The sequence below is a fragment of the Pseudidiomarina sp. genome (genome assembly GCF_048268165.1).
Lineage (GTDB): Bacteria > Pseudomonadota > Gammaproteobacteria > Enterobacterales > Alteromonadaceae > Pseudidiomarina.
Genome location: NZ_JBLWWA010000002.1, coordinates 20,561 through 45,145 on the forward strand (window position 1 = coordinate 20,561; position 24,585 = coordinate 45,145).

25 protein-coding genes are annotated in these 24,585 nt (G+C 48.6%); 9 read left to right on the plus strand and 16 right to left on the minus strand.

Features of this window, described 5'->3' with window-relative positions; genetic code table 11:
• Positions 1 to 3 precede the first annotated feature (3 nt).
• Complete coding sequence (locus ACN0UY_RS06695; protein WP_417665939.1) at positions 4 to 531, minus strand: carboxymuconolactone decarboxylase family protein; 528 nt, start codon at positions 529 to 531, stop codon at positions 4 to 6.
• Positions 532 to 610: 79 nt separating this feature from the next.
• Positions 611 to 1,162, minus strand: a complete 552-nt coding sequence (locus ACN0UY_RS06700; RefSeq protein ID WP_128352576.1) for a peroxiredoxin — start codon at positions 1,160 to 1,162, stop codon at positions 611 to 613.
• A 179-nt stretch (positions 1,163 to 1,341) separates the two neighbouring features.
• Here ACN0UY_RS06700 and ACN0UY_RS06705 point away from each other — a divergent pair, with 179 nt between their 5' ends.
• Entirely contained in the window at positions 1,342 to 2,256 is a 915-nt protein-coding gene (locus ACN0UY_RS06705; RefSeq protein ID WP_417665940.1) for a LysR substrate-binding domain-containing protein, read from the plus strand.
• Between the two features lie 26 nt (positions 2,257 to 2,282).
• Here ACN0UY_RS06705 and ACN0UY_RS06710 read toward each other — a convergent pair whose 3' ends face one another.
• On the minus strand, positions 2,283 to 2,708 hold the full coding sequence (locus ACN0UY_RS06710) for a hypothetical protein (RefSeq protein WP_417665941.1): 426 nt from the start codon (positions 2,706 to 2,708) through the stop codon (positions 2,283 to 2,285).
• A gap of 133 nt (positions 2,709 to 2,841) precedes the next feature.
• On the opposite strand from ACN0UY_RS06710, the gene ACN0UY_RS06715 reads away from it, so the two are divergent.
• On the plus strand, positions 2,842 to 3,978 hold the full coding sequence (locus ACN0UY_RS06715; RefSeq protein WP_417665942.1) for a PQQ-dependent sugar dehydrogenase: 1,137 nt from the start codon (positions 2,842 to 2,844) through the stop codon (positions 3,976 to 3,978).
• 3 nt (positions 3,979 to 3,981) lie between these two features.
• Positions 3,982 to 5,970 carry a TonB-dependent receptor family protein gene (locus ACN0UY_RS06720; protein WP_417665943.1) on the plus strand — a complete coding sequence of 663 codons (1,989 nt, stop codon included), beginning with the start codon at positions 3,982 to 3,984 and terminating at the stop codon, positions 5,968 to 5,970.
• Between the two features lie 23 nt (positions 5,971 to 5,993).
• On the opposite strand, the gene ACN0UY_RS06725 is transcribed toward ACN0UY_RS06720, so the two are convergent.
• Positions 5,994 to 6,686 (minus strand): type 1 glutamine amidotransferase domain-containing protein, encoded by a 693-nt coding sequence (locus ACN0UY_RS06725; RefSeq protein ID WP_128352569.1) that lies wholly within the window; start codon positions 6,684 to 6,686, stop codon positions 5,994 to 5,996.
• A gap of 91 nt (positions 6,687 to 6,777) precedes the next feature.
• Here ACN0UY_RS06725 and ACN0UY_RS06730 point away from each other — a divergent pair, with 91 nt between their 5' ends.
• Complete coding sequence (locus ACN0UY_RS06730) at positions 6,778 to 7,272, plus strand: PH domain-containing protein (protein ID WP_417665944.1); 495 nt, start codon at positions 6,778 to 6,780, stop codon at positions 7,270 to 7,272.
• The gene (locus ACN0UY_RS06735; RefSeq protein ID WP_417665945.1) at positions 7,265 to 8,761 is read left to right on the plus strand and encodes a PH domain-containing protein; all 1,497 of its coding nucleotides are present in this window, start codon (positions 7,265 to 7,267) and stop codon (positions 8,759 to 8,761) included. Before ACN0UY_RS06730 ends, ACN0UY_RS06735 begins: the two co-directional genes overlap by 8 nt.
• Here ACN0UY_RS06735 and ACN0UY_RS06740 read toward each other — a convergent pair whose 3' ends face one another.
• Positions 8,762 to 9,640: a cation diffusion facilitator family transporter gene (locus ACN0UY_RS06740; protein ID WP_417665946.1), complete on the minus strand. Its 879-nt coding sequence runs from the start codon at positions 9,638 to 9,640 to the stop codon at positions 8,762 to 8,764.
• A gap of 142 nt (positions 9,641 to 9,782) precedes the next feature.
• Here ACN0UY_RS06740 and ACN0UY_RS06745 point away from each other — a divergent pair, with 142 nt between their 5' ends.
• On the plus strand, positions 9,783 to 10,784 hold the full coding sequence (locus ACN0UY_RS06745; RefSeq protein WP_417665947.1) for a hypothetical protein: 1,002 nt from the start codon (positions 9,783 to 9,785) through the stop codon (positions 10,782 to 10,784).
• On the opposite strand, the gene ACN0UY_RS06750 is transcribed toward ACN0UY_RS06745, so the two are convergent.
• Positions 10,781 to 13,282: an EAL domain-containing protein gene (locus ACN0UY_RS06750; RefSeq protein WP_417665948.1), complete on the minus strand. Its 2,502-nt coding sequence runs from the start codon at positions 13,280 to 13,282 to the stop codon at positions 10,781 to 10,783. The two genes, ACN0UY_RS06745 and ACN0UY_RS06750, sit on opposite strands and share 4 nt — an antisense overlap.
• A gap of 118 nt (positions 13,283 to 13,400) precedes the next feature.
• On the minus strand, positions 13,401 to 13,862 hold the full coding sequence (locus ACN0UY_RS06755; protein WP_417665949.1) for a methyltransferase family protein: 462 nt from the start codon (positions 13,860 to 13,862) through the stop codon (positions 13,401 to 13,403).
• Positions 13,863 to 13,911: 49 nt separating this feature from the next.
• Between ACN0UY_RS06755 and ACN0UY_RS06760 the strand changes: the two genes are divergently transcribed.
• Positions 13,912 to 14,478: a gamma-glutamylcyclotransferase gene (locus ACN0UY_RS06760; RefSeq protein WP_417665950.1), complete on the plus strand. Its 567-nt coding sequence runs from the start codon at positions 13,912 to 13,914 to the stop codon at positions 14,476 to 14,478.
• Here ACN0UY_RS06760 and ACN0UY_RS06765 read toward each other — a convergent pair.
• From ACN0UY_RS06765 to ACN0UY_RS06795, 7 genes are all read right to left on the minus strand, one after another.
• A complete protein-coding gene (locus ACN0UY_RS06765; protein WP_417665951.1) occupies positions 14,475 to 14,951 on the minus strand; it encodes a hotdog fold domain-containing protein in 477 nt (158 codons plus the stop codon). The two genes, ACN0UY_RS06760 and ACN0UY_RS06765, sit on opposite strands and share 4 nt — an antisense overlap.
• A gap of 3 nt (positions 14,952 to 14,954) precedes the next feature.
• Positions 14,955 to 16,067: an ABC transporter permease gene (locus tag ACN0UY_RS06770; RefSeq protein ID WP_417665952.1), complete on the minus strand. Its 1,113-nt coding sequence runs from the start codon at positions 16,065 to 16,067 to the stop codon at positions 14,955 to 14,957.
• 1 nt (position 16,068) lies between these two features.
• On the minus strand, positions 16,069 to 18,795 hold the full coding sequence (gene rbbA / locus ACN0UY_RS06775; RefSeq protein WP_417665953.1) for a ribosome-associated ATPase/putative transporter RbbA: 2,727 nt from the start codon (positions 18,793 to 18,795) through the stop codon (positions 16,069 to 16,071).
• A gap of 2 nt (positions 18,796 to 18,797) precedes the next feature.
• Positions 18,798 to 19,862, minus strand: a complete 1,065-nt coding sequence (locus ACN0UY_RS06780) for an HlyD family secretion protein (RefSeq protein WP_417665954.1) — start codon at positions 19,860 to 19,862, stop codon at positions 18,798 to 18,800.
• 32 nt (positions 19,863 to 19,894) lie between these two features.
• A complete protein-coding gene (locus tag ACN0UY_RS06785; protein ID WP_417665955.1) occupies positions 19,895 to 20,839 on the minus strand; it encodes a phospholipase A in 945 nt (314 codons plus the stop codon).
• Positions 20,826 to 21,860 (minus strand): saccharopine dehydrogenase family protein, encoded by a 1,035-nt coding sequence (locus ACN0UY_RS06790; RefSeq protein ID WP_417665956.1) that lies wholly within the window; start codon positions 21,858 to 21,860, stop codon positions 20,826 to 20,828. Before ACN0UY_RS06790 ends, ACN0UY_RS06785 begins: the two co-directional genes overlap by 14 nt.
• Positions 21,861 to 21,930: 70 nt before the next feature.
• On the minus strand, positions 21,931 to 22,389 hold the full coding sequence (locus tag ACN0UY_RS06795; protein ID WP_417665957.1) for a YccF domain-containing protein: 459 nt from the start codon (positions 22,387 to 22,389) through the stop codon (positions 21,931 to 21,933).
• Between the two features lie 131 nt (positions 22,390 to 22,520).
• Between ACN0UY_RS06795 and ACN0UY_RS06800 the strand changes: the two genes are divergently transcribed.
• Together ACN0UY_RS06800 and yghU are read left to right on the plus strand one after the other, a co-directional pair.
• On the plus strand, positions 22,521 to 22,925 hold the full coding sequence (locus ACN0UY_RS06800) for a BON domain-containing protein (RefSeq protein WP_417665958.1): 405 nt from the start codon (positions 22,521 to 22,523) through the stop codon (positions 22,923 to 22,925).
• A gap of 108 nt (positions 22,926 to 23,033) precedes the next feature.
• A complete protein-coding gene (gene yghU, locus ACN0UY_RS06805; RefSeq protein ID WP_417665959.1) occupies positions 23,034 to 23,912 on the plus strand; it encodes a glutathione-dependent disulfide-bond oxidoreductase in 879 nt (292 codons plus the stop codon).
• A 43-nt stretch (positions 23,913 to 23,955) separates the two neighbouring features.
• Here yghU and ACN0UY_RS06810 read toward each other — a convergent pair whose 3' ends face one another.
• Together ACN0UY_RS06810 and ACN0UY_RS06815 are read right to left on the minus strand one after the other, a co-directional pair.
• A complete protein-coding gene (locus tag ACN0UY_RS06810; RefSeq protein WP_128352556.1) occupies positions 23,956 to 24,201 on the minus strand; it encodes a GlsB/YeaQ/YmgE family stress response membrane protein in 246 nt (81 codons plus the stop codon).
• Between the two features lie 53 nt (positions 24,202 to 24,254).
• Positions 24,255 to 24,509, minus strand: a complete 255-nt coding sequence (locus ACN0UY_RS06815) for a hypothetical protein (RefSeq protein ID WP_417665960.1) — start codon at positions 24,507 to 24,509, stop codon at positions 24,255 to 24,257.
• Positions 24,510 to 24,585: the final 76 nt, after the last annotated feature.

Consider the following 24,585-nt stretch of genomic DNA (forward strand, 5'->3'; position numbering starts at 1 on the left):
AAATTAAGCGATACGCTTAGCTGTTGCTGCAGCGTTCATTACAGCTGCCATTTTAATCGAGTTTTGAATCACTTGAGCTGAAACGTCGTGCTTCAGCAAAACACCAACGTGCGAGTCAATACACATGCCACAGCCAGCTAGGGCTGAAACGGCTAACGAATACAACTCAAAATCAGTTTTTTCAACTCCTGGGTTCGCCATGCCGTTCATGCGCAAACCTGCTGGCAGTTTCGAAAACTGCTTGTCGGTGCACAAATGTAAGAAGCGATAGTAAATGTTATTCATCGCCATTAGGGTTGCCGCAAGTTTTGCTGCGCCATCCACGTTGTCTTCAATTTTGCCTTCAGCTTCTACTTGTACTGCGTCAATCAGCTCTTGGTCGCCAATTGAATAGGCTAAAGACAGGGCCGTGCCATAGAATTGGGTCGCGGTCATACCCGAAGTATCGACATTGCCGAAAATGTTCGACAAGTTGAGTTTGGTATCTTTACCGTGGTCGCCCAAACCTTGTTTGTAATCTGCAATGCTCATTTAAATTCCTCCGCTTAAAAACGGTGCCGCTTGCGCGGCACCTATAGACATCACCTAACTGTGGGGGTGCGATGCCTAATTACAGGGTGTCACCGCCTACTGCGCGGTTACATGGACACAATTCATCAGTTTGCAAACCATCTAAAATACGCAGTACTTCAGTTGGGTTACGACCTACATTTAAGTTATTTACTGACACGTGCTGGATAACACCGTGTGGGTCAACAACAAAGGTTGCGCGCAGGGCAACGTTTTCCACTTGGTCACGTACACCTAAACCATCAACCAATGACTTCACCCCGTTGTCAGCGAATGACCACTGGTTCAAGCTTTTCAGGTCAGGGTGCTCACGACGCCATGCCAATTTCACGAATTCGTTGTCAGTGCTGCCGCCCATAACCACTGCATCACGGTCAGCGAATTCTTCATTCAATTTCGCAAACTCAACAATTTCAGTTGGGCATACAAACGTGAAATCTTTCGGGTAGAAGTAAATGATTTTCCATTTGCCTTCGAAGCTGTCGTTGTTGATGGTTTCGAAGGCACTTTTGCCATCTTCTTCTGGCAGGTTGAAGCCAGGTTTTACACCAACCACTTCAAATTCTGGTAACTTATCGCCTACTGTTAACATATGTGTGTCTCCTTGTTGGACAAACTAAACGTAAAGGTATTGAGACATTGCGTCTCAGCTCGGGGACTATAGTAGGCGCTGGATTAAATTTGTTAAAACGAATAAAACGGATTATCATAATCGAAAATACTAATTAAACGATTTCGTTATTTATTTCGTCAGCCACGGTGAGGCACTTCATGAGCAAACTACCTAGCTTAAAAAATCTCAGCTACTTATTAGCATTGCATCAGCACCAAAATTTCAATCGCGCTGCAACTGCCTGTAACGTCAGCCAGTCAACCTTAAGCAGCGGTATTCAGAATCTTGAAGAACAGCTGGGGTGTCAGCTTATAGAGCGTGATCACAAATCGTTTTTGTTTACCGGAATGGGTGAAGAAGTTGTCAAGCAAGCGCGACGCATCCTAACTTCAACCGAAGAGCTGCTGTATTTTGCGCAAAGCCAAGGCAAAACGATGGAAGGCCCGCTACGCATTGGTTGCATTCCAACCATTGCACCGTTTCTGTTAGGCGACTTAAGCAAAAAGTTGCAGCGTGACTATCCAAACTTACAGTTGAATATTCGTGAAGACACTACCGCCAATTTGCTGCATTTATTGCGCAATGGTGAGCTTGATGTTTTGGTGCTGGCGCTGCCGATAGACATTCAAGGTAATCAAAGTTACATATTAGGCCGTGACCCGTTCAAGCTGGTCATGCACAAAACCTTGGCGGAAAAGTTAGAAGAGCCAGTGCAATACAACAAGCTACCGGATAATTCGATTTTCTTACTGGAAAAAGAACATTGCTTAACTGGCCACGCTGTGGCGGCTTGTGAGCTGGCCGACTCCAGTAAAATTAATCCATTTACAGCAACCAGCTTACACAGCTTAGTGCAAATGGCCGATGCTGGCTTAGGTGCTACCTTCTTGCCACAAATGGCAATTGATCGGGGGATTTTAACCGGAACTGATTTGGTGGCTTTAAAGCCGACAGGGAAGGAAGCGTCTCGCGACATTGGTTTGGTCTATCGGCCAACAACGAATCGCCGTCAGACATTCAGACGCTTTGCCGAGGTTGTTGCACAACTTCTGCCCGAGCCGCTACTTGAGTAGCGACCGGAGCAAAAATAAAACAGGGTTTAAGGTGCTGTCCGCAGTTCGCTAAGGCGCGGACCGATACTGGCTTGGTCAGGTGCTTTTTCAGCGCGAATTTGCGCTTGAGATAGGTCAACTTCTTGACCCAGTTCAGCGGAAATAAGCGCCTGCAATTGATCAGGAGTTAAGTTTTTACCCGCTTGCACAACACGCAAGTCGGAATCGTCACCCGTAGCTGCCGAATTCGGCAAATAAATGGTACCGTTAGAAAAGTCGACAGCAAAAGCTATGACGCCAGGTACTAAAAAGAATAGTAAGCCAATGCCATTTAGCGCAGCAACACCAGCATCGATTCTTCCGCTTGTTTGCCCCTTGCGTTCTGGATACAGGATGGTTCCACACGCACTAAGGTGCATGGTAACCACGATTAATGCAGCGGCTTTCATTGTGTTACGTTTGAAATTTACCATTAAATACTCCTTGAGAAGGTGTTAATTTCTTGTAATACATTGAGTGTAGCGAAAAAAAAGCAATCCAAATTCCTATTTAAACTATATTTACACTAGTACAGATTGATGTATTAGCAACTTAAAGGAGAACCTCATGTTACGTACTCTACTTGCGGTAAGTATTACTGCAGCGCTGGCATTAAATGCCTCATCAGCTGCGGCTGAAACCGTTTCAACCGAGCGTCACAAGGTATCTATTACTAGCCTGACCAACAAATTAGATAAGCCATGGGGAATGTCGTTTTTACCTTCGGGCGAGTTATTAGTCACGGAGAAATCTGGTGCTTTGCGTCGTGTTAAGCTCGACGGTTCAATCAGTGTACCACTAACCGGCGTACCCAGTGTTGTAAATAAAAGCCAAGGCGGCTTGCTCGACGTTGCGGTTGACCCAGACTTTGCCAATAACAACTACGTTTACATCAGCTATTCTGAGGCTGACCCGCAGGGCGGCGAAGGTAACAGCACTGCAGTAATGCGCGCAACGCTTACCGATACAGGGTTAACCAACGGCAAAGTGGTTTTCCGTGGCGCCCCCAAGTATAAAAGTGGCGCACACTTCGGCTCGCGCTTAGTGTTCGCACCAGACGGTCATTTGTTTATTACGCTGGGCGACAGGTATTCAGCAATGGACGACGCTCAGACACTGGATAATCACCACGGTAAGGTGGTGCGGATTAAACCTGACGGCAGCGTGCCAAGTGACAACCCCTTCGTTGGCAAAGCTAACGCACTGCCAGAAATTTGGTCGTACGGGCACCGCAATGTACAAGGCGCAGCAATTCACCCAACCACAGGTAAGCTGTGGACCGTTGAGCATGGCCCTAAAGGCGGTGATGAAATCAATATCCCTGAAGCTGGCAAAAACTACGGCTGGCCCATTGCTACCTATGGGGTGGACTACGATGGCAGCATTATCAGTGACAAAACCCATGTAGAAGGCACAGTTCAACCGCACTATTACTGGGTACCTTCAATCGCAACGTCGAACATGATTTTCTATACTGGCGATAAATTTCCAGCTTGGCAGGGCGACTTGCTCGTTGCGGCGCTCAAAGGGTCACAAGTTGCACGGCTTGATCTTGAAGGTGACCGTGTGATGCACGAAGAAACGTTATTTGAGCAAGCTGTCGAACAACGAATTCGTGATATTGAGCAGGGCCCTGATGGCTACATCTATCTGATTACCGATGACCGCGTTGGTCAGCTTATTCAAATTAAACCTGCGGAATAAACTATGTTTGTAAGTAGTCACTTACTGATTTTATCAACGCTGGCTTCGGCCAGCGTTTCTGTTGATGAAGTCATTGTCGTGAATCAAAGTAAGCCGCGCACGGCTCAAGAAACGCCTGCGTCTATCAGTAACGCGGACGTTTCCGAGCAGCCGGCGGGGCTGCGTATTGATGCGGCAGAGTTACTCAAAGGGCTCGCTGGTGTACAAGCCGACTCGCGTGCCAATTATGCGCAAGACACCCGCATAACTTTGCGAGGTTTCGGTGCGCGTTCTGCGTTTGGTGTTCGTGGCATTGTTTTGCAGCTTGATGGTATTCCTTTAAGCATGCCCGATGGCCAAGCCCAAACCTCAAGCATCTTGCTGGATGAGCCAGAAAACGTGCAGGTAATTCGTGGCCCGCTGGCAACGATATACGGCAATAGCGCCGGTGGCATGGTGCAATGGTTCAGTCGACGGCCGGATACCACGCAACTGCGTGTTGACGCCATGGCTGGCAGCAATGCCACACAGCGCCAGCTGTTGCAGGGTGACTGGGTGACTGATTCCACCGCTATACGTGTTGTGGGTACACGTTTACGCACCGATGGCCCGCGCGATCACAACAGTGCTGAGCGCGATCAACTGGCGCTGCGCTGGTACCAAGATTTAAGCGATAGCGTAGAAATGATTGTGCGCTTGGACGATAACAACGCCCCACATTTACAAGACCCCGGCTCGCTCAGCCCCGATGACTGGCGTGCAGACCCAACGCAAACGTTTGCCGGTGCAACGCGCTTTAATACGCGCAAAGCCATTCACCATCAACAAATGTCGGTGTCACTGCGCAGCCAAGACGGGTGGCATATCAACAGCTGGAAAGGTTGGCGCGACATTGAGCAATATCTGCCATTTCCTGGTGGGGATATTCGCGGTTCGGGTGCAGTGATTGACTTACGCCGTAGTTTCGTTGGTGTTGATGCCAGTTACGATTACAACTGGGCATTCTCTCAGCCATTAACCACAACGGTTGGCGTGCATCATGCAGAACAAGATGACCGTAGATTTGGGTACGAGAATAACTTTGGCGAACGCGGTGAGCTACGCCGCAACGAGCTTGGCGAAGTGACCCAACAGGCCATCTACAGCTTGACGGATTGGCGCCCAATGAACGACTTAACGGTACTCGCTGGGTTGCGTTACAGCGACGTTGATTTTGGTGTGGATGATTACTTTGTGGTACCGAACAACCCAGATGACAGTGGCGCACAGCGCCAGCATGCATGGAGCTGGAGCCTCGGGTTAAATTATCAGGTTAATGACCATTGGCAGGTGTTTATAGCCCGCGGTAATGGTTTTGAGACCGCAACGCTAACTGAATTGGCCTACAGCAACACCGAAACCGGTTTAAACACAGAGCTTGGCTCTGCGTACAATCAGCAATTGGAAGCTGGGGTAAAGTGGCAGGGTGATTCACTGCAAGCGCAGTTAACCGCGTTTCGAATTGATACCACCGATGAGATTGTGGTTGACCAAAGCATTGACGGGCGCACCACGTACACCAACGCCGGCCTTACCGAACGCAGTGGTATTGAGCTTGAAGCAAGCTGGTTCATCAGTGACAACTGGAATTGGCGTACGGCTGCAACCTTACTTGAAGCAACCTATGCCAACGGTGAACGCTTACCTGGCATTGCAGAGCGCCAATTGTATAGTCAGTTAAACTGGGACTATCGGCCAGAGCAACGATTGAGCGTAATTACAGAATACCGTGGTGACGTTGCGGCAAATGACGCCAACACCGTTATCGCACCAAGCCACACATTGTGGCACCTCAATTGGCGCGCTACCTACAGCGTTGCGCAATGGCAAGTGTCGCCGTGGGTGAACCTGCACAACGTTACCGATAAAGCCTATGTCGGTTCGGTTGTTGTTAACCAAGGCAGCGGGCGGGCGTTTGAGCCGGGTACCGGCCGCGAACTGCAGGCCGGTGTCCAATTTAATCGTCGTTGGTAAATCAGTGCTTAAAAGCGCTGTACTTAGTTCACGTGCAGTGCTTTTAAGCGTTTTAATAATTCGCCAGCAACCGCTTCCGAACTTGCCGGGTTTTGGCCGGTAATTAAATTGCCATCCACCACGGCTAACGGCTTCCAGTCATCAACTTTCTGATACACACCACCGAGTTCTTGCAATTTGTCTTCAAGTAGGAATGGAACAACGTCGGTTAAACCCACCGCAGCTTCTTCACTGTTGGTGAAACCACTGACTTTTCGGCCAGCAACAAGCGGTTTACCCGCTGGGGTTTTCACATTCACCAAAACCGCTGGCGCGTGGCAGACCGCTGCAACCGGTTTTTCTTGTTCCCAAAACTGTTGAATAAGACCAATCGATAGCGGGTCTTCGCTTAAATCCCACAGCGGCCCGTGTCCACCTGGGTAGAACACCGCATCAAATTTATCGGCTGTTACTTCGCTTAATTTGAGGGTTGTTGCAAGCTTCTCCATTGTCTCTGGGTCTTCAAACAAGCGCACTGTTGCTGTCGTTTGTGCATCGGATTGTTCACTGTTTGGATCAATTGGCGGCTGGCCACCTTTAGGGCTCGCTAACACCACTTCCGCACCGGCATCTTTGAACGCATAGTACGGTGCGGCGAATTCTTCGGCCCAAAAGCCAGTCTTATGGCCACTGTCACCGAGCTGCTCGTGCGAGGTTAAAACCATTAAAATTTTCATGAGCTTGCTCCTATTTTTTTACTTCGTGTTAGAGTTACATGATAGATACATGGGTGCTAAAACATACCTTTTCAAGTAAGGAAACGATCACATGACAATTGCGTGGAAGCCTGTTGAACCCGCTTACAAAACTTATTTGCAGTTAATCGTACTCATCGACATGAGTATTTTGGCATTGATTGCGATTGGCTTGTATCTGTTCAGCCCGTCAACTGACTGGCTGCCGAACCCACTGTGGCTGGGAATCCCTTGGGCGGTTTTAACCTTATTTTTCGGCTTATTCTGGTCATCGCGTCGATTCCAATTTACCGCGTATGCAAGCACCAATGTGTCCATGCATTTGCGCCGCGGCGCCTTATGGCGCTTAACCCGTGCTGTGCCGCTGAATCGCATTCAACATGTTGAAGTGCGCCAAGGGTTTATTGAACGCCTACTTGGGCTTGCGCACCTGACGTTATACACCGCCGGCAGTGGCGGAGCTGATTTAAGCATACCGGGCCTGAAACTGGCGGCAGCAGAGGCCATGAAAGCGGAACTGGTGAATACTATTGCTGCAGAGCCCGTGAGTGACGCAAACGATGACTGAGTTAACGTGGCAGCGCACATCGCTATTAACACTGGGCTTTTTTGTAGCAAAAGAAATACGGCAGTTAGTACGCAACATCACCAATTTCATTCCCGCGCTTGCGGTTATTTTTGTCTCCGATAACGACTGGTTACCTTACGCGGTAGGCGGCGGTTACTTAGTCTTTATTGTGATCAGCGCCATTTTGAACCACCGTTTCTTCTTGTATGCGCTTACCGATGACTCTGTACACCTGCGCACTGGGGTGTTTGGCAAAAAAAGCCTCACCTTGAAATATGAGCGTATTCAGCAGGCTGAGTTGGATCAGACTTGGTACTTCCGGCCGTTTAATCTAACCATTTTACGCGTCGACAGCGCGGGTTCGGCTGGCAAAGAAGTTGAAATTCCGGGCTTGCCGATAGCGCTCGCGCAAGATTTACGTCAACGTATGTTGGCGCAAGCGGCAACCACGAGCCGTTCAACTAATTTAGATTCCAATGCTAATGCTGATGCCGTCGGTGAAGAAGCACAGCACACAGATTTACGACGCAACTATTCACTCAGTGAAATTGCTCGCGCGGGCATTATGGACAATAAGGTTTTCGTATTGCTCGCCGTGCTCATCTATCCATTGTCGCAAACCGACGTGCTGGAAGAGCAGGTAGTTCCTTGGTTGGAAGCCAACGTAAAATTTATTGAGCAAAGCTTGTGGTTAAATGTCGGGCTTGTGGTCACCGCACTCTTAGTGCTCTTTACCTTGGCCATAGGTGTGACCATTGCCAGTTACTATAATTTACAGTTCACCATTGCTAACCAGCGTTATCAGGCCCGCTCGGGATTACTAAGTATTCGCACGGTAAGTTTTCGTTATCATAAATTACAACGTGTACGCATAAAGCAAAACCTGCGGGGCCGCCTGCTAGGTCGCTTTAGTGCCCGCGTCAGTCAACTTCAACCTTCCGCCCATGCGCAACAGCAAGGCTCTGCCGGTGCTTTTGTTCTCCCCGTATTGACGCAAGCAGGCGTGGATGAGCTCTGCCATTGGTTACAGTTGCCTGACAGAAGCACTGTGCCTTGGCAGCGAATAAGTTCCATTGCGCTGTTAAACCCATCGTTCTGGGTAGCCCTGGTTGCGCCAGCGGTGGCCGTAGTCGGGTTTTTCAATTGGCAGCCACCCCAACTTGGCTTGATCATTGGGGCGCTGGTTTGGGTGCTTCTGCAAGCCTACACGATGGCACGTTGGCAAAATTATGGCTATGTCATGACAGAAGGCTGGCTTGGCATTAAGCGCGGCGTGTTTGGCCGTATTGAAAGTTGGTATCCGCTGTATAAAACGCAGCAAATTGACGTGTATCAGTCGCCATGGTTACGTTTGCTTGGCTACGCGGACGTTATCGTTCACACCGCTGCCGGTGCGCAGGTCATCAAATACCAGCCTGCTGAAATCGCGTTTAATCTACAACGCGAATGGACCGCCACCATTGCCAATAACCGCCAGCGCTGGATGTAACTAAGTATCACGGCAGGGTTCTTCTGGCAGCTCAAATTCAATGGTGGTGTGGGCAAGCTCAAATGGCGCCAGCTGTTCGGCAATACGCTGCTTTAACTCGCGCTGCTGCGCACTGGTTAGCTCTTGAGCTAGCACAATATGCGCGGTACACACGTGGTGCTCACCATCAAGTGACCATAAGTGCAGGTGGTGAACATCGGCCACTTCCGGTTGTGCCTGTAGGCTTTCTGCTATGCGATGGTACATGCCATGATCAGGGTTACCCTGCAAAAATATTTTGAGGGTTTCGCGCAATGTTCGTACCACATTAATTAGAATAAAGAGCGTGAACGCCACGGAAAGTAAAGGGTCAAGAATGGGCCAGTCGACCACCATCAAAATTAAAGCTACCACTAACACGGCCACCCAGCCTAAAACATCTTCTATCAGATGCCAATTGAGTACCCGCTCGTTCAATGACTTGCCTTTGCTTAGCTTGTAGGCGGCAAAACCATTCACCAAAACCCCAAGCACGGCCAACCCGAGCATTCCTTCGGTGTGCGGCATAACGGGGTCAAGCAAGCGCGGAATTGCCATGCTCAACACCCAAATGGAGCCACCGACGAGCACAACAGCGTTGAGTAATGCACCGACAAGGCTCAAACGCCGGTAACCGTAGGTGAGCTGATGAGTGGCTGATTTGTTGCCCAGTTTATTTAATACCCAGGCCAAACCAATCGATAAACTGTCACCCAGATCATGAATAGCGTCCGCCATAATAGCCGTGCTATTGGTTAACATGCCGCCGATGAATTCGATAACGGTAAAGCCTAGGTTTAAAAAGAAGGCCCAACCCATGCGTTCAGAAGCAAGATCATGGTGATGATGGTGGTGTGACATCGGTGTCCTCATGCGAAAACAAGTTAAGCAACAGTTTGTTACGCTTATCTGTCGAAAGTAAATTGTTTTCGTGCCAGTATCAATCACAGTTTACTTTTTGAACACGCACTTAGTATCAGGAATTTACGTAAGGAACTCGTATATGTATACCGATGACGATTTAACTTCCGCCGTGCAAGAAGGGGTTTTGCCTGAAGCGCAGGCACAAGCTTTCCGTGATTACGTACAAAAGCAACGTCACATGACCATTCAAGACGAAGAGCACTTTCGACTGATTAGTGGCTTCAATGATATTTTTGTCGTGATCGCAGCGGTACTCGCGCTTGTTGCATTAGGCACTCTGGGTAATACGCTCGCCCCGTGGCTCGGTGGCTTATTGGTTGCAGCAGCGGCTTGGGGCATGGCCGAATATTTCACCTTAAGACGCCGCATGGCGCTGCCATCTATTGTCTTATTAGGCTTTTGCTTGGGCGGCGTGTTTTTCGCGATAACCCATAACTTTATGACTCTGGACAATCCCGGAAACGTCTCATTACTGGCATTTTTCGCAACAACGCTGGTCGCTGTTGCGCACTGGTACCGTTTTAAAGTGCCACTGACGTTGGCAGCAGGGCTAGCCGCGTTTATTGGTATTTTGGTATCGGCGTTATCCATGGTGTTTGCCTTTTCCGATACTCTGCTAAAAGTTACCTTGTTTGGCTGCGGGGTGTTGGTATTTCTGTTGGCACTGCGTTGGGACAGTCGCGATCGGCAACGACAAACTCGACAGTCTGATGTGGCGTTCTGGTTGCACCTGTTGGCGGCCCCACTGCTGGTTCACCCCATTTTTGTGACCTTAGCGGATAGCGATTTTGATGTGAGCCTAACCCAAGCTCTGATCACATTGGTGCTCTACTTGGTACTCAGCGCCATGTCGCTGATTCTTGATAGGCGTGCGCTAATGGTCTCCGCCTTGTCATACGTTATCTATGTGTTTGGTGCGCTATTAACCAGCTTCGGTGTGGTCAATTTAGGTGCGGCAATTATTGGCCTGGTGATTGGCTTCGGGTTGTTGTTATTGTCAGTATTCTGGCATCCACTTCGGGTTCAGTTAATGCGTGTGGTGCCTGATAAAATCCAACTATTGGTGCCGCCCATCCGCTAATCAACCGTCAGCACGGCACTTTCTAACAGGCGAGCCTGCCACTTTGAAATGGGAGCGGGCCTGCCAAATAGAAAACCTTGAAATTTCGTACATCCCATCGCGTGTAAATGGTCGCGTTGCTTGACGGTTTCGACACCCTCAGCAATCACTGACAAATTCAAGTTTTTGCCTAAGCCCAAGATGGTTTGGGTTATCACGTCATCGTTCACGTCGGTAAGCATATCGCGTACAAACGACTGATCAATTTTTAACTGGTAGAGCGGGAGTTGCTTCAAATAAGCCAATGACGCGTAGCCGGTTCCGAAATCATCCAGAGAAAAGCGCACGCCAAGATCGCCCAGCTTATACATGCGCTTCACCGTCACATCGACATTGTCAATTAACATACCCTCAGTGATTTCAAGCTCCAACATGCCCGCCGGAAGTTTTGCCTCGCGCAAGCAGTGTTCCACTTGTGTGACAAAGCCACCGTGGCGGAATTGCCGTGGACTAATATTAACCGCCAGCGGAATATGCTTCAGCGCATCGAACGTTTGCCAATCACGAAGGGTTCGACAGGCCTGCTCAATTACCCAAGCACCCAACGGAATAATCAGGCCGCTTGCTTCAGCAATTGGAATAAATTCTGCTGGAGAAATTGAGCCGAGATCAGGATCCGTCCAGCGTAACAGCAGTTCACCAGCAACCACTTCTTGGCATTCATTTACCTGAGGCTGCAAGTAGAGTTCAAGTTCTTGATGCTTAACTGCGCGGCGCAGTGCCGATTCAATCAACATGCGACGATTAATCGCTTCTTGCATGGCGGGATTAAAGAAACGAATTGACCCACTACCTTGCGCTTTTGCTTCTGAAATGGCCAAGTCGGCATTTTTTAGAAGCCCAGCTACATCATCCTGGCTGTCCGAAAACATCGTGACGCCAATGCTGGCACTTGTAGTATGCGTTATATCGTCAAGCTCGTAGGGTTCCGCGAGACAGTCGAGCAGCTCATGCGCCCAATTACGAACATCCAATACGGCCTGATCGGTGTCTTGACTGATGTCTTCCAAAATAACGACGAAATCATCGGAACCCAGTCGCGCTGCGGTGTCGGTGTCTTCGATACGCGCGCGAATTCGCTGCGCCACCTGCTGCAATACCTTGTCACCGGCAGAATGCCCTAAGGTTTCGTTAATAATAGTAAAATGGGTTAAATCAATGGTTAATAATGCGCCGTCGTACTTTGTTCTGTTTGCGCTAGCTAAGGCATGCTCTAAATTTTTAAGTAATAACTTACGATTCGCCAAGCCGGTAATGCTGTCGTAATACTCCAACTGATTTAACGACTCTTTGATAGTAATGTGCTCGGTGATATCGGTCGAAATACCACATAGCGCGTAGACGTTATCGTTCGCATCACGCAACGGGATTTTTACTGATAAGAAGTGGCGTACCGAGCCATCAGTGGTGACATTGTCTTCTTCGTCAGAAACCCGCAGACCTTTTTCAATAACGCGCATGTCATTTTGATAAAGGCGCGTGCAAGTTTCTTTATCAAAAAATGCCGTATCACTCTGTCCAATTATGTCCGCCGTGTTGGTACCTAAATAATCGCATACCATTTTATTGGCGTACTGATATTTCAAGTCTTTGTCTTTTATAAAAATATAAGCTTCAACGGAATCCAGAATGGTGTTGAGCTTTAATTCACTATGAACCAGTTCTAGCGTGCGCTGTTTCACGCGTCGGCGCAGCCACAGCAGCACCCCCAACACCAGCAACAAGGTTGAGACCAGCCCAACAACCAAGGCCAAAGGAAAAAATGGCGATTCCTCTTCCATGGCACGCCAGCGCTTCAACGTCTTAAACAGAGGTGAATTAGGGTCTTGCTTCCATGCATTGATGTAGGTATCGATGGTATTCAGCATCGGTTGCATAGCGCTGTTAGTCGCTACAACAAACAACCGTGCCGGCTGAAACATTACCGGTGTCGCCTCTAAATTGAGTTGACGAGCACGCTGATCGCCATAGAGATGATTGGCAGCCACCGCATCGGCCGTATCATTCACAACAGCCTGAAAGCCTTCCTCAAACGAAGTGACAGGAACTAAGGTCACAGTAAGACCGAAATTATTAGCTATATCCCTTAAATACTTTTGTTGTATCGAATCTTCCAGCACCGCAATACGAATATTATCAAGATCAAGCAGGGTAGAAATTTTCAGATTACTTTTGCCATATAGCTGCGACCACGAATGCAAAATTGGGGTTTCGTGAAAAATAAATCGCTCATCGCGCTGCTGGTTTATAGCAACGTCTGGCATTAAATCAATTTCGCCTTGCTGCAACAACTGCAAGCACTCATTCCATTCGCACGGAACCGCCTCAACTTCCCAGCCTTCTTGTTCTGCAATCTCCATAAACAACTCACCGAATATTCCAGAAAGCTGATTATTTTTTAATAAAATTTTAGGCGGGTTTTCGTAAACCCCAACGCGTAATGGAGATTGTTGCGCCATCGCGGCCTGCCAAACAGTTAGACAAGCAGCAGCGGCAAGACAGGCTAAGCCGAGATGATTCCGCAAGTAATTACCTCAAGATAATGAGTGACGTTAAAGATATAGCAGCAAAACTCGTTTAAAACCAGCGCCGCACATGTTTACGATAATCTCGAAAAGGTTGACCAAACTTGCTCTCTAATATGCGCTCTTCGGGAAAGATTTGATAGCGGTTTATGTACAAAACATAGACAACTAACCACACCAAGGCCGGTAGGTTACCTAGGTACACCCCCCACCCAGCAAGAGCCAGCAAAAAACCAAGATACATCGGGTTGCGTGTAAACCGGTAGATACCATGCGAAACAAGCGCTGAACTGGCAGTAGGGTCCATTGGATTGGCGGTTGTTTTAGCTTGTCGAAATGCGACAATACCTGCAACTGCAATCAATGCACCAATCGCCACCAACGCAACAGCAAGCGACTTTGCGTCCGTAAAGTGCCATGGTTCCATAGGTATTAACCAAGCGGTTAGTGCCATAAATCCGGCGATTACAGCAACCACAATCACCGGAGGTACTTTCAGTTCTAAGGCGCGCATTTATTCTTTCCTTTTTCCAACAGGATATTTTGTTAAAATAGCTTCCGTTATGTCACACAATACAATTGCTCTAAATCAAAAAAACCAACCCCTAGACCATCTCGAATCGGTCTGGCTGTTCGGTTATGGCTCTTTGATTTATAAAGCGGATTTCCCATTTATACAACGTCGACCTGCACGAATTCATGGTTGGGTACGGCGTTTTTGGCAAGGCTCCCATGATCATCGTGGCACGCCCGAGCGGCCAGGCCGAGTAGCAACATTGATAGCAGACCCTGATGCCGTGTGCGCAGGCATGGCTTACGAGGTGACACCCGACGTATTTGCGCACCTTGATCACCGCGAAAAGAATGGCTATTTGCGCTTTTTTACCGAATTTGAATGGCTTAACGGTTCAGGCTCGGTAGAAGGCTTAGTTTATGTCGCTGGCCCTGACAACGAAGCGTTCTTGGGGCAAGCCAAAGAAGCCGATATTGCAGCGCATATTGCCGCATCTGCTGGCCCAAGCGGCCCCAATGATGAGTACTTGTTGAAACTGGCCGATGCGTTGCGTGAACTTGGCGAGCATGATGAGCATGTTTTCGCCATTGAACATGCTCTCAAACAACTGAGCTAAGCGGATTTTCTCGGCGGCTTTTCAGAAATATAAATGGTAATCACACCGTCAATAACAAGCGTGCCATCGCTGCGAAAGCCCTGCACCGTTACTGGTAAATCACCAAGTTGCCACGCCTGTGGATCAGTGCTTGCGACAATCCGAATATCGCTATCAGCCTTGGCGGTGTAGTTCACCGTCATGCCTTTCGGTATCCACCGCAAGTGTTTTGGTATGGACGCTTCAGCGAGCGCGCCCATCGCCATTTCAAGGCCATTGCATAACGCAATAGCATGCACCGTACCGATATGATTCTGCACTGCTTTTCGCTTCTTGAACGTCAGTTCACAATAATTGGGTTTCAGCTCAGTAATGGTTGGCTTTATCGACTTAAAATAAGGCGCTTTTGCCGCAAACATACGCGAAAACAACGCGCGTCCAAACGGGTAACGCAGTGTTTTGTGGTAAAGCTTTAATAAGTAATTATCAGTCATGTGTCAGGCCATACTCGCTAGCGTTTTTCTAAACCGCGCTAAAGCAATAGTGAATAAGGCTAATCCTATCATAATTAGCGCCAAAAGCTGCGGCCAAACAATGTCTAACCCTGCATCACGAAACAAAATAGCTCGGCTAAACTCGATAAAATGTGTGGTTGGTGCAAACGCCATAATCCACTGAATCACCTGCGGCATACTCTCCCGAGGCGTCATGCCCCCGGATAAAATTTCCATCGGCAAAATTACTAAAATAAGCAATAGACCAAATTGCGGCATCGACCGTGCAAACGAAGCCAAGAATATTCCTAAGGACGTTGTTGCAAACAAATGAATAGCCATGCCGGCTATGAACAGACCTAACGAGCCGGCTATGGGAATATGTAAGGCACTTTGCACCACCACAACCAACGATAAACTGGCTGCAATAATTACAATCAACGCCATCGACCAAACTTTGGCTGCCATAATTTCAAACGGCGTGATCGGCATAACCAGCAAATGTTCCACCGTTCCGTGTTCACGCTCCCGCAGTAAAGCTGCCCCTGTTAGAATAATCGATAGCATGGTTATGTGGGAAATCACTTCATTAATTGCCGAAAACCAGGAGGCTTTGAGCTCTGGATTAAAGCGTGCTCTTAAGCTCAATTGAATCGGGATTTCGACCGTAACTTGTGCAAAGCTATTTAATTCACTTTGGATTATGGCTTGTACATAGCCGCTACCAGTAAATGCCTGAGTCATGCGCGTTGCATCAACAAGCACCTGAATTTCCGGCGTGTTAGCGGCTAAAACATCGCGCTGAAAGCCGCTTGGAATGTGTACTATGAAAGTATAACGCCCCTCATCCATTAACCGATCTGCTACGTCACTACTCACTGCATCGGGCGGTAAAAAGTAGGGGGCCGTGAAGGCCTGAATAATTCGTTGCGACAATTGCGACTGATCATCATCAATAACACCAATTGGCGTTTTATGAAGCGTTTCCGGCATGGCCGAAGCGGCAGTGTAAACCGACACGCTAAATGCCATCACAATAATCAACAATAGAATAGGGTCGCGCCAGATGGCGCGTAACTCTTTGATACCTAAATATAGAATTTGGCGAATTTTCATTTCATCGCTCCTGCTTACGAAGCAATAAAACGCCGATCAACATAAGTATGGGTACGCTGACAATTAACGGCCAAAGCGCTGGCCATAGGTCATTCAACCCAAGTGCTTTTGAGAAAACGCCGCGCGTTACAATAATGTGGTACGTTGTCGGAAATATCTCGCCAAGCCATCTTGCACCGCCCTCCAATGACGGCACAGGCGTAATCAGGCCTGAAAATTGCGCTGCCGGAAGGATTGTAGCCAGCGTTGTACCAAACAAAGCCGCAATTTGGCTACGAACAAAAGCCGACATAATCAGACCAAATGTGGTTGCAATAATGACGTAAAAAAAGGTGGCAAAGGTTAGCGCAAATAGGCTTCCGGTAATTGGCACGTTAAACAGATAAACCGCAAGCAATACCAACACGGCAAAGTTAATCATGCCTAGTACGATATAAGGTATTTGCTTGCCCATCAAAAATTCGAGCTTAGTGCTTGGTGTCACGTAAAAATTAAGTATTGAGCCGAGCTCTTTTTCTCGCACCACTGCAAGCGACGTAAGAATAGCTGGAAACATAAGCAACAACAGCGGGATGACCGCTGGCATCATCGCCGGTAGGCTCTTCACGTCAGAGTTATAACGAAATCGTAAGGGCACGTGAGCTAGCCCTGCCAAGGGGGTTAAACCTTGCGCGTGGGCCTGCTGTTGTACCCAATGGTTATGGATACCTTGCACGTACCCGCGTACGCTTTCACCGCGCATTGGCAGCGATCCATCAATCCATGCGCCAATTTCAACAGGCTGGCCACGATATAGATCGCGTGCAAACCCTGAAGGCACCTCAATCGCCAGACTCAATTCACCCGTGCGCATCCGTTGGTCAAGCATTGCGTAATCAGTAAGGGGCGCGTGTTCCTCAAAATAGCGGCTTCCGGATAAGCTAGCGACATAATCCCGACTGATTGACGTTTGGTCTCGGTCTAGTACCGCAAAAGACAATTTTTCAATATCCATATTCATGCCATACCCGAGTACAGCCATGAGAATAACACTACCTAATGTCGCCATAACCAAGCGAATAGGGTCGCGTAGCAGCTCCAGACTTTCACGCTTTAGATAGCTCCACAAACGTTGCATGCTAAATAGGCGGGATTGCTTAACCGGTGTATGTGCCGCAAATGACCACGTTTCTGAGTTCTGCACTTGGGTTGTTTTGCTCTGGTTTACGGCGCGTAGCAGGTAGGTCACGAAAGCCTCGTCAAGCGTATCAACCTGTTGACTCGCAATAATGGCATTGGGGGTATCCGTCACCAAGATTTCGCCCGCATGCATCAAGGAAATACGATCACAGCGTTCGGCTTCGTTCATAAAATGCGTTGAGATAAAAATTGTGACCTGCTGTTCGCGGGCTAGCTGCATCATAATGCGCCAGAACTTATCACGAGCAATCGGGTCGACACCTGACGTTGGCTCGTCAAGTATGAGCAACTCAGGTTGATGAATCATGGCAACCGCTAAACTTAAACGCTGCCGCTCGCCTAGCGGCAACCCGGCGGGTAACTCGTCAAGTACTCGCGTTAACTCAAACTGTTCAGCCATGATCGCAATCCGTGGCTCAATCGCATTTGTATGTAATCCAAAGAGGCGCGCATGCAGTGCTAAGTTCTGGCGTACCGTCAATTCGTTAAACAACGAAAACTGTTGGGTCATGTAACCGACGCGCTTTCGAGTCGCTACTGAACTGTGTTCAGCCGGTGAGCCGAAGAGCTTTGCTTCCCCTGAAGTTGCTGTGAGCAACCCAGTTAACATCTTCATGGTCGTGGTTTTACCGCAGCCGTTGGAGCCGAGAAAGCCAAAAATCTCGCCTTTCTGAACCCGCAAATTAACGTCTTTTACCGCTGTAAAATCACCAAACTTCATGGTTAAGTTGCGGGCTTCTATCGCAATAGCCTGGCTTTGTTCATCACCGCGGGGAACGATTTTAAAGGGCTCATAATCAGCTGTTTCGGGCAGCAGCCTTACGAACGCTTGCTCCAGTGATTGCGCTTGCGTTTGTGCCAGAAGATCAGCCGGCGTTGATTGGCTAAGAATGCGCCCGGCGTGCATTGCCACCAGCCAATCAAACGACTCAGCTTCATCCATTGATGCGGTTGCAACGAGCAAGCTTAATTGTGGCTGCAGTGCGCGAATTGCATCTATCAATTGCCAAAATTGACGTCGCGACAATGGGTCAATGCCGGTGGTTGGTTCATCAAGAATGAGAAGATCTGGGTCATGGATCAACGCGCAGCATAAGCCAAGTTTCTGCTTCATGCCGCCGGAGAGTTTACCGGCTGGGCGATGCTTAAAAGGGGCCAGACCGGTTGCTTGAAGTAGCGCCTCAATACGCTGTTCGCGCTGCAAACCTACAAGACCAAATAACCCTGCAAAGAAGTCGATGTTTTCGTATACAGACAGTGAACGATAGAGATTCTTCCCAAGTCCCTCCGGCAAATAAGCGATACGCGAGTATAGCCGTTCGCGGGAAGGCCGCGATGCAAGCGATTCGCCTAACACCTCAATACGCCCTTGCTGAAGCTCACGAGCCCCAGCAAGCAACGATAAAAGCGTTGATTTACCTACACCATCTGGGCCAATAAATCCAACCGTCGCGGCGGGCGGAATAATTAGGCTTATATTTTCAAGTGCCCGTGTGTTGCCATACTGGTGGTAAACATCTGTCGCACGAATGACGGCGGGGGCTCTCATACCTACTCGCCCGCAAGCCGCAAATGCTCAGGCCATGGTTGGGTCGAGTCAGTGCGAACGTAGGCTACGCCAGGTAGGCCTGTTTTCACCCGTTCGATGTACTGCGCGAGTAATTCGGGAGCAATTTGAGCCCGAACCCGAAACATTAATTTTTCTCGCTTCAGCGCAGTCTCAACTGTTTTAGGGGTAAATTGTGCTTCATCAGCAATAAACGAAATGCGTGCAGGAACAACGTAGTTCGGTGCCGCATCAAGTACAATGCGAACCTCACTGCCCATGGCCAACTGACCAACAACCGCAGTTGGTAAGAAGAACGTCATGTAAACGTCTTTTAAGTCGAGCATGTTTAATAGTCGGCCGCCTGCGCTTACGATTTCGCCAGGCCGAGCTACGATAAACTGAATGCGCCCATCGCGTGGTGCAGTCAACTCACTGTCGTTCAACTCTACCTGCAGTCGCTCAATAGTCGCTGCCGCAGCTTCAACCGAAGACTCGGCGCCCGCCACATTTGTTTCCGCTGCCGCAATAGCAGCATCCGCTGCTGCCAATTGGGCTTGGGTTGCGGCAATCGCAGCCTTGGCTCCCACCAAGGCGGCTCGGGCACTGTCGAGATCTTGCTGCGAAACAGAACCTTGCTGGGCCAGTTGTTCGGTACGTTGGTAACGTGACTCAGCCAACTCAAGCTCTGCTTCTCGCTGCACAAGAACGGCTTGCGCCGCCGACTTTTCAGATTCGCGCAAAGTAACTTGGCTTTGGGCTGATGCTACGGCACTTTGAGCCTGCCGATACTGGGCTTGGGCTTGATGTAATTGTGCTTGCAACGATGCAGTATCCATCACCGCTAATCGCTGGCCTTGCTGCACAAACTGCCCCTCGCGAACATCAATCGTGGCTACACGACCAGCCGTTTTGGCAGCAATATTAATTTCAACAGCTTCAATACGACCATTCCCACTGGCGATGTGAGAAGGCGTTTCATTCGAAAGCTGCGAAAAATAAGACCATGCGAACCAGCCCGCAATTAACACCACGCCGCTGCGCAACAGCCATTTTGATGTCCGCTTCATAACACCTTCCATCCTAAACCCTTAGATTTAGACTAGATGTTTAACAGCAAAAATCCAATACCGATTCGGTTCTGGCGATGATTGTAATCCAGCAAGGTTTCACCGTAGCCGGAAAATATCTGAATATAAAAACGTAGGCCGTCTGGCTTGTTGGAATTAAATGGGTGCGTAAAATCAAGCCGCCATGAGCCTCTGCTCCATGACAGTTCACGTGTGATGCGCGTGAGGCTATAGGTACTTAACGAATTTCGCCACGACAGGGTGTTTTCAAAATTGCCGCGAAAACGAATTAAATCCGGATTATCGTCATTATCGCCGGTTTCATTAACGCGCTGCTTCCAGGTCGACTCCCATACCACCGGCCCCCATTCAACCGCACCGCCAAGATACACATAGTTCCAGCTGCGTGAATCCGGCTTACGTTGGCCGTTTGACTCATGGGCAAAACCAGCCTTCGCAAAACGTATTCGTGCATTACCAGGAATAAAATCCCACTCGTCTTGCCAGGGCAAAATATAAAACACTTCCGGTCTATAATCGGTGCTGCGAAACGGTGACGAGTCGTCAGAGTTCCACGCTTGCCACAGTGAGGTTTGTGAATAGGCTACCCAAACATCACCGCCAAACATCAGGTTTTCAAATATTTTAGTGCGCAGCGAAAGTTGCAGTTTCACTTCGGTAGGTTGGTAGCTCTCTAACGGAGTACTCGGCCCGCGAGACGGTGACATCGGCTGTTCATTGGTGTCTGAACTGTAGTGCGCTGGCAAAATAAAGTTGGGTTGAAAGGTGCGCAAATCAAAAATGCCGCGCTTTTGATCTTGGTTTAAATCCCAAAACCGCCCCACAAGATCGGACTTTTTAAACGCTTCTGCGTCAAGTTCCTCTTGTGATTGTTCTTTACTGCTGGTGTCCTGCGCAAAGGCTGTTTGCGAAACCGTCGCAATAATGAAAACAAGTGCAATGCTACGCCACCACATAATACTTCTCCACCAAATCAGCGCCGCAAAGCTTCGCTGGCGTATAGAAGCCGCCGGCCGGACTATGGTTCAAAATAAACTGCGCCACATCTACCGCGCCATGGCTGGTTAGCTTGTAACCGTTCATCACTGTAATTCGCAGCGTCTCGGTAACGCCTTTCGCATTTTTGGCTTCACCCCATACATAGGTAATCGCCTGCTCCAGTTGTTTTTCATTCGGCCCAGCTGGTTGCTGCTCAACTTTTTTCTCAAGGAATTTTTTAACCGTTTCAAAACGCAACAACCAACGAAACCAATTCAATCGTTTTAGCTTTTTGACTAAGTTCGGTGAGGCAGGAATGTACACCTCAATATTGGGAATACCCGTGGTGTAATAGGCCGTAGATACATCACCCCAAGGAATCGTCATGGCAAATTTTTCGCCATTACCGAAATCTATGGTGCGCGTATGGTAAGCCAATGGTACTGGCGTGATGTTACCGTCACGTCGCACCGCGCCGCCTTCGCCAAGACGACGCACACTAGTTTTTGCAGTGCCGCGACTCATGCGCGAGGCTGAATCAAACCCTAACGTCAGTTCGGTTGCATCAGGCAATGCTTGCTTGAGTTTGGCCGCAACACAATCGGTTGGAATTACGTCAAAACCAACACCAGGGCAGAGCACCACGCCGGCTTGTTGTGCCCGTTCGTGACAGGCATGCGCATACTCAAACACGCTCAATTCACCAGTGATATCGACATAATGGGTTTTGCTTGCCAAGCAGGCTTCTATCATTGGTGCAGCAGTAACTTCGAAGGGCCCCGCGCAGTGCACAACAATATCAACGTCTGCTAGCGCGCGCTGTAGCGCGGTTGAGTCATTCAAATCAACAATGCATGAGGGCAGTTCAAGCTGCCCCGCAAGTTTATGGATTGCCTCGCTATTGCGTCCCGCAAGAACGGGTTGTAAGCCTTGTTGTTTCGCATGTTGCGCCACCAACGTTCCAGTGTAGCCGTTCGCACCATAAATCATCCATTTCATTGAAATTTCCTCAACTTTTAATCGTTGCTTTATTGTAGCAAGAACCAACCGGATTACTTGGCGTCGCCTGTTATTTTTCTCTAAGTTTAGAAACCGTCGCGGTCGCATTGTGCATGCGTGCCGCTGCTGCAACTTCTTTACTGACGATGGTTTTACCAACCGGTGACAACGCCACACCGGCAAGTTTTAGATGCTGAATGCCGAATGGAATGCCAATAATAGTAATAAATAGTGCGATGGCCGACACTAAGTGGCCAAGAGCAAGCCACCAACCGAGAAAAACAAACCACAGTACATTGCCCAAGCAGCCAAACCCGCCGGTGCCTAGATCGCCCTTTTGGGTAAGTTCTTCGCGACTAATGGCTTCTTGGCCAAATGGAAAAAATGAGAACAAGCCAATCACAAAGCAAGAGCGCCCCCAAGGAATGCCCACAATGGTAATAAAGGCGAGAACACCGGCTAACCACCAGCCTAGCCCCATAATCGCACCGCCCAAAATAAACCACAAAACATTCCCTAATGTGCGCATGTTGCTTTTCCTTTTACTTAAACGGGTCAGATAGTCTTAGTGTAAAGCGCAAAAGCTTTGTAAACCACCTCGATATTTTTTGCCGCTTTACTATGTTTAGAGGCAACAACTTATAAAACAGGAGGTTTTACATGAAAACAATCACAACGTTAGTTCTTGCATCATTCGCAGCCGTATCGCTCACCGCTTGCTCGCAACAAGAGCAAGATGATACGCGTGACAAGGCTCAGTCGTCGTTGGAGCAAGCGACCGAAGCCACCAAACAAGCGGCAAGTGATGCTGCAGACTTTACCCGTGACGCAGCAGAACGCACGGGTGACTTTCTTAGTGACAGTGCAATTACTGCACGTGTCAAAACCGCCTTGTTTGAAGCGGATCAGATCAGTGCCAGTGCCATCAATGTTGAAACCATTGATGGTCATGTCGTACTCAGTGGCGTGGTAACAACCAGCGAAGAAGCTGATTTAGCCGCGCAGTTAGCACGCGGTGTTGAGGGTGTTAAATCTGTTGAAAATGATATTGAAGTACAGCAGTAACAGATCTATTTGTTCCTATACAGCGGCGCTAACTAGCGCCGCTTTTTTATGCATAATCAGTTACACTGTGCCCATGAGTTTTGAGCCATTTCATTGAAGGAGTACCTGATGTCTGATTCGTATACGCCCCCTAAAGTTTGGCAGTGGGATCAAGAAAGTGGCGGCAAATTTGCTTCAATTAACCGACCCGTCGCCGGTGCAACCCATGACAAAGCGCTGCCCGTTGGCAAACATCCATTGCAGCTGTATTCATTGGCTACGCCCAATGGCGTGAAAGTTACCGTGCTGCTCGAAGAACTACTTGAGCAAGGCTTTCAAGACGCCGAATATGACGCGCATTTGATCAACATCTTAGAAGGCGATCAGTTCAGCAGTGGCTTTGTCGCAGTCAACCCAAATTCGAAAATTCCGGCGTTACTCGATACTAGCACCGAGCCCAGCACGCGTGTGTTTGAGTCGGGCGCAATTCTGCTCTACCTTGCGGATAAATTTGGTGCCTTTATACCGAAGAGCCCTGCAAAGCGCACAGAAACCTTGAACTGGTTATTCTGGCAAATGGGTAGTGCCCCGCTACTTGGTGGTGGTTTTGGACATTTTTATGCCTATGCACCTGAAAAATTCGAATACCCGATCAACCGCTACACCATGGAAATTAAGCGCCAATTGGACGTACTTGATCGGCAGTTGGCCGAGCATGACTACATTGCAGGTGATGAGTACACCATTGCCGACATCGCGATTTGGCCTTGGTATGGTGCGCTGGTGACGAATCAAGTGTACGAAGCTGCCGAGTTTATTGAGGCGCACACCTATAAAAATGTACTACGCTGGGCAGAACAAATTGCCAAGCGCCCGGCGGTACAGCGCGGCCGTATTGTGAATAAAACCTGGGGCGACCTGAACAAGCAATTGCACGAACGGCATGATGCCAGTGATTTTGAGCTAAAAACGCAGGACAAAATTGAGGAAAACGATACAGCTAAATAATTTGGATGACAGCCGCACGGTATCGCGCCGTGCGGCTTACAATCTAAGCTTTTTTGATGGCTCGCACCAAAACTAAGAGCACCACGGCACCTATGGTTGCGACAACAATGCTCCAAATAAGACCGCCGCCACTTGAAACCCCAAGTAGGTTAAACAAGAAGCCGCCAATTAACGCGCCAATAACACCGATAACAATATTGCCCAATAAGCCAAAACCGCCGCCCTTAACCAGAGAACCTGCCAACCAGCCTGCAATAAGACCTACCAGTAGAAACCATAGAAAGTTCATGTTGCTATCCTTTTTTCTTGTGAAACAAGTTGTTATTAAACATAGCAGGTAACTTATCGTTTACCAGTAACTGACGTCCACAACATCTCTCCACCTTCTTTGGTGTTCAGCAACATGACAAAAACGACCAGCGCAACAAAAACAATTACTGTGTGCGTTATCCAACTGTCAAAATTGATATCTACAATAAGCCAATCAATTAACCATGCGCCTAAATAGCCAATACCGAGGCCAGGTGACAATATGATCAGCGCAACAATTAATCCCAGCGCGATACGCAACACCCACTCAGCAATATTCTTAATCACGTTATGTCCTTTTCTATAAAACAACGTAGTGACAAGCATACCGAAATAAATTCGCTTGCATACCTAATAGTACTAG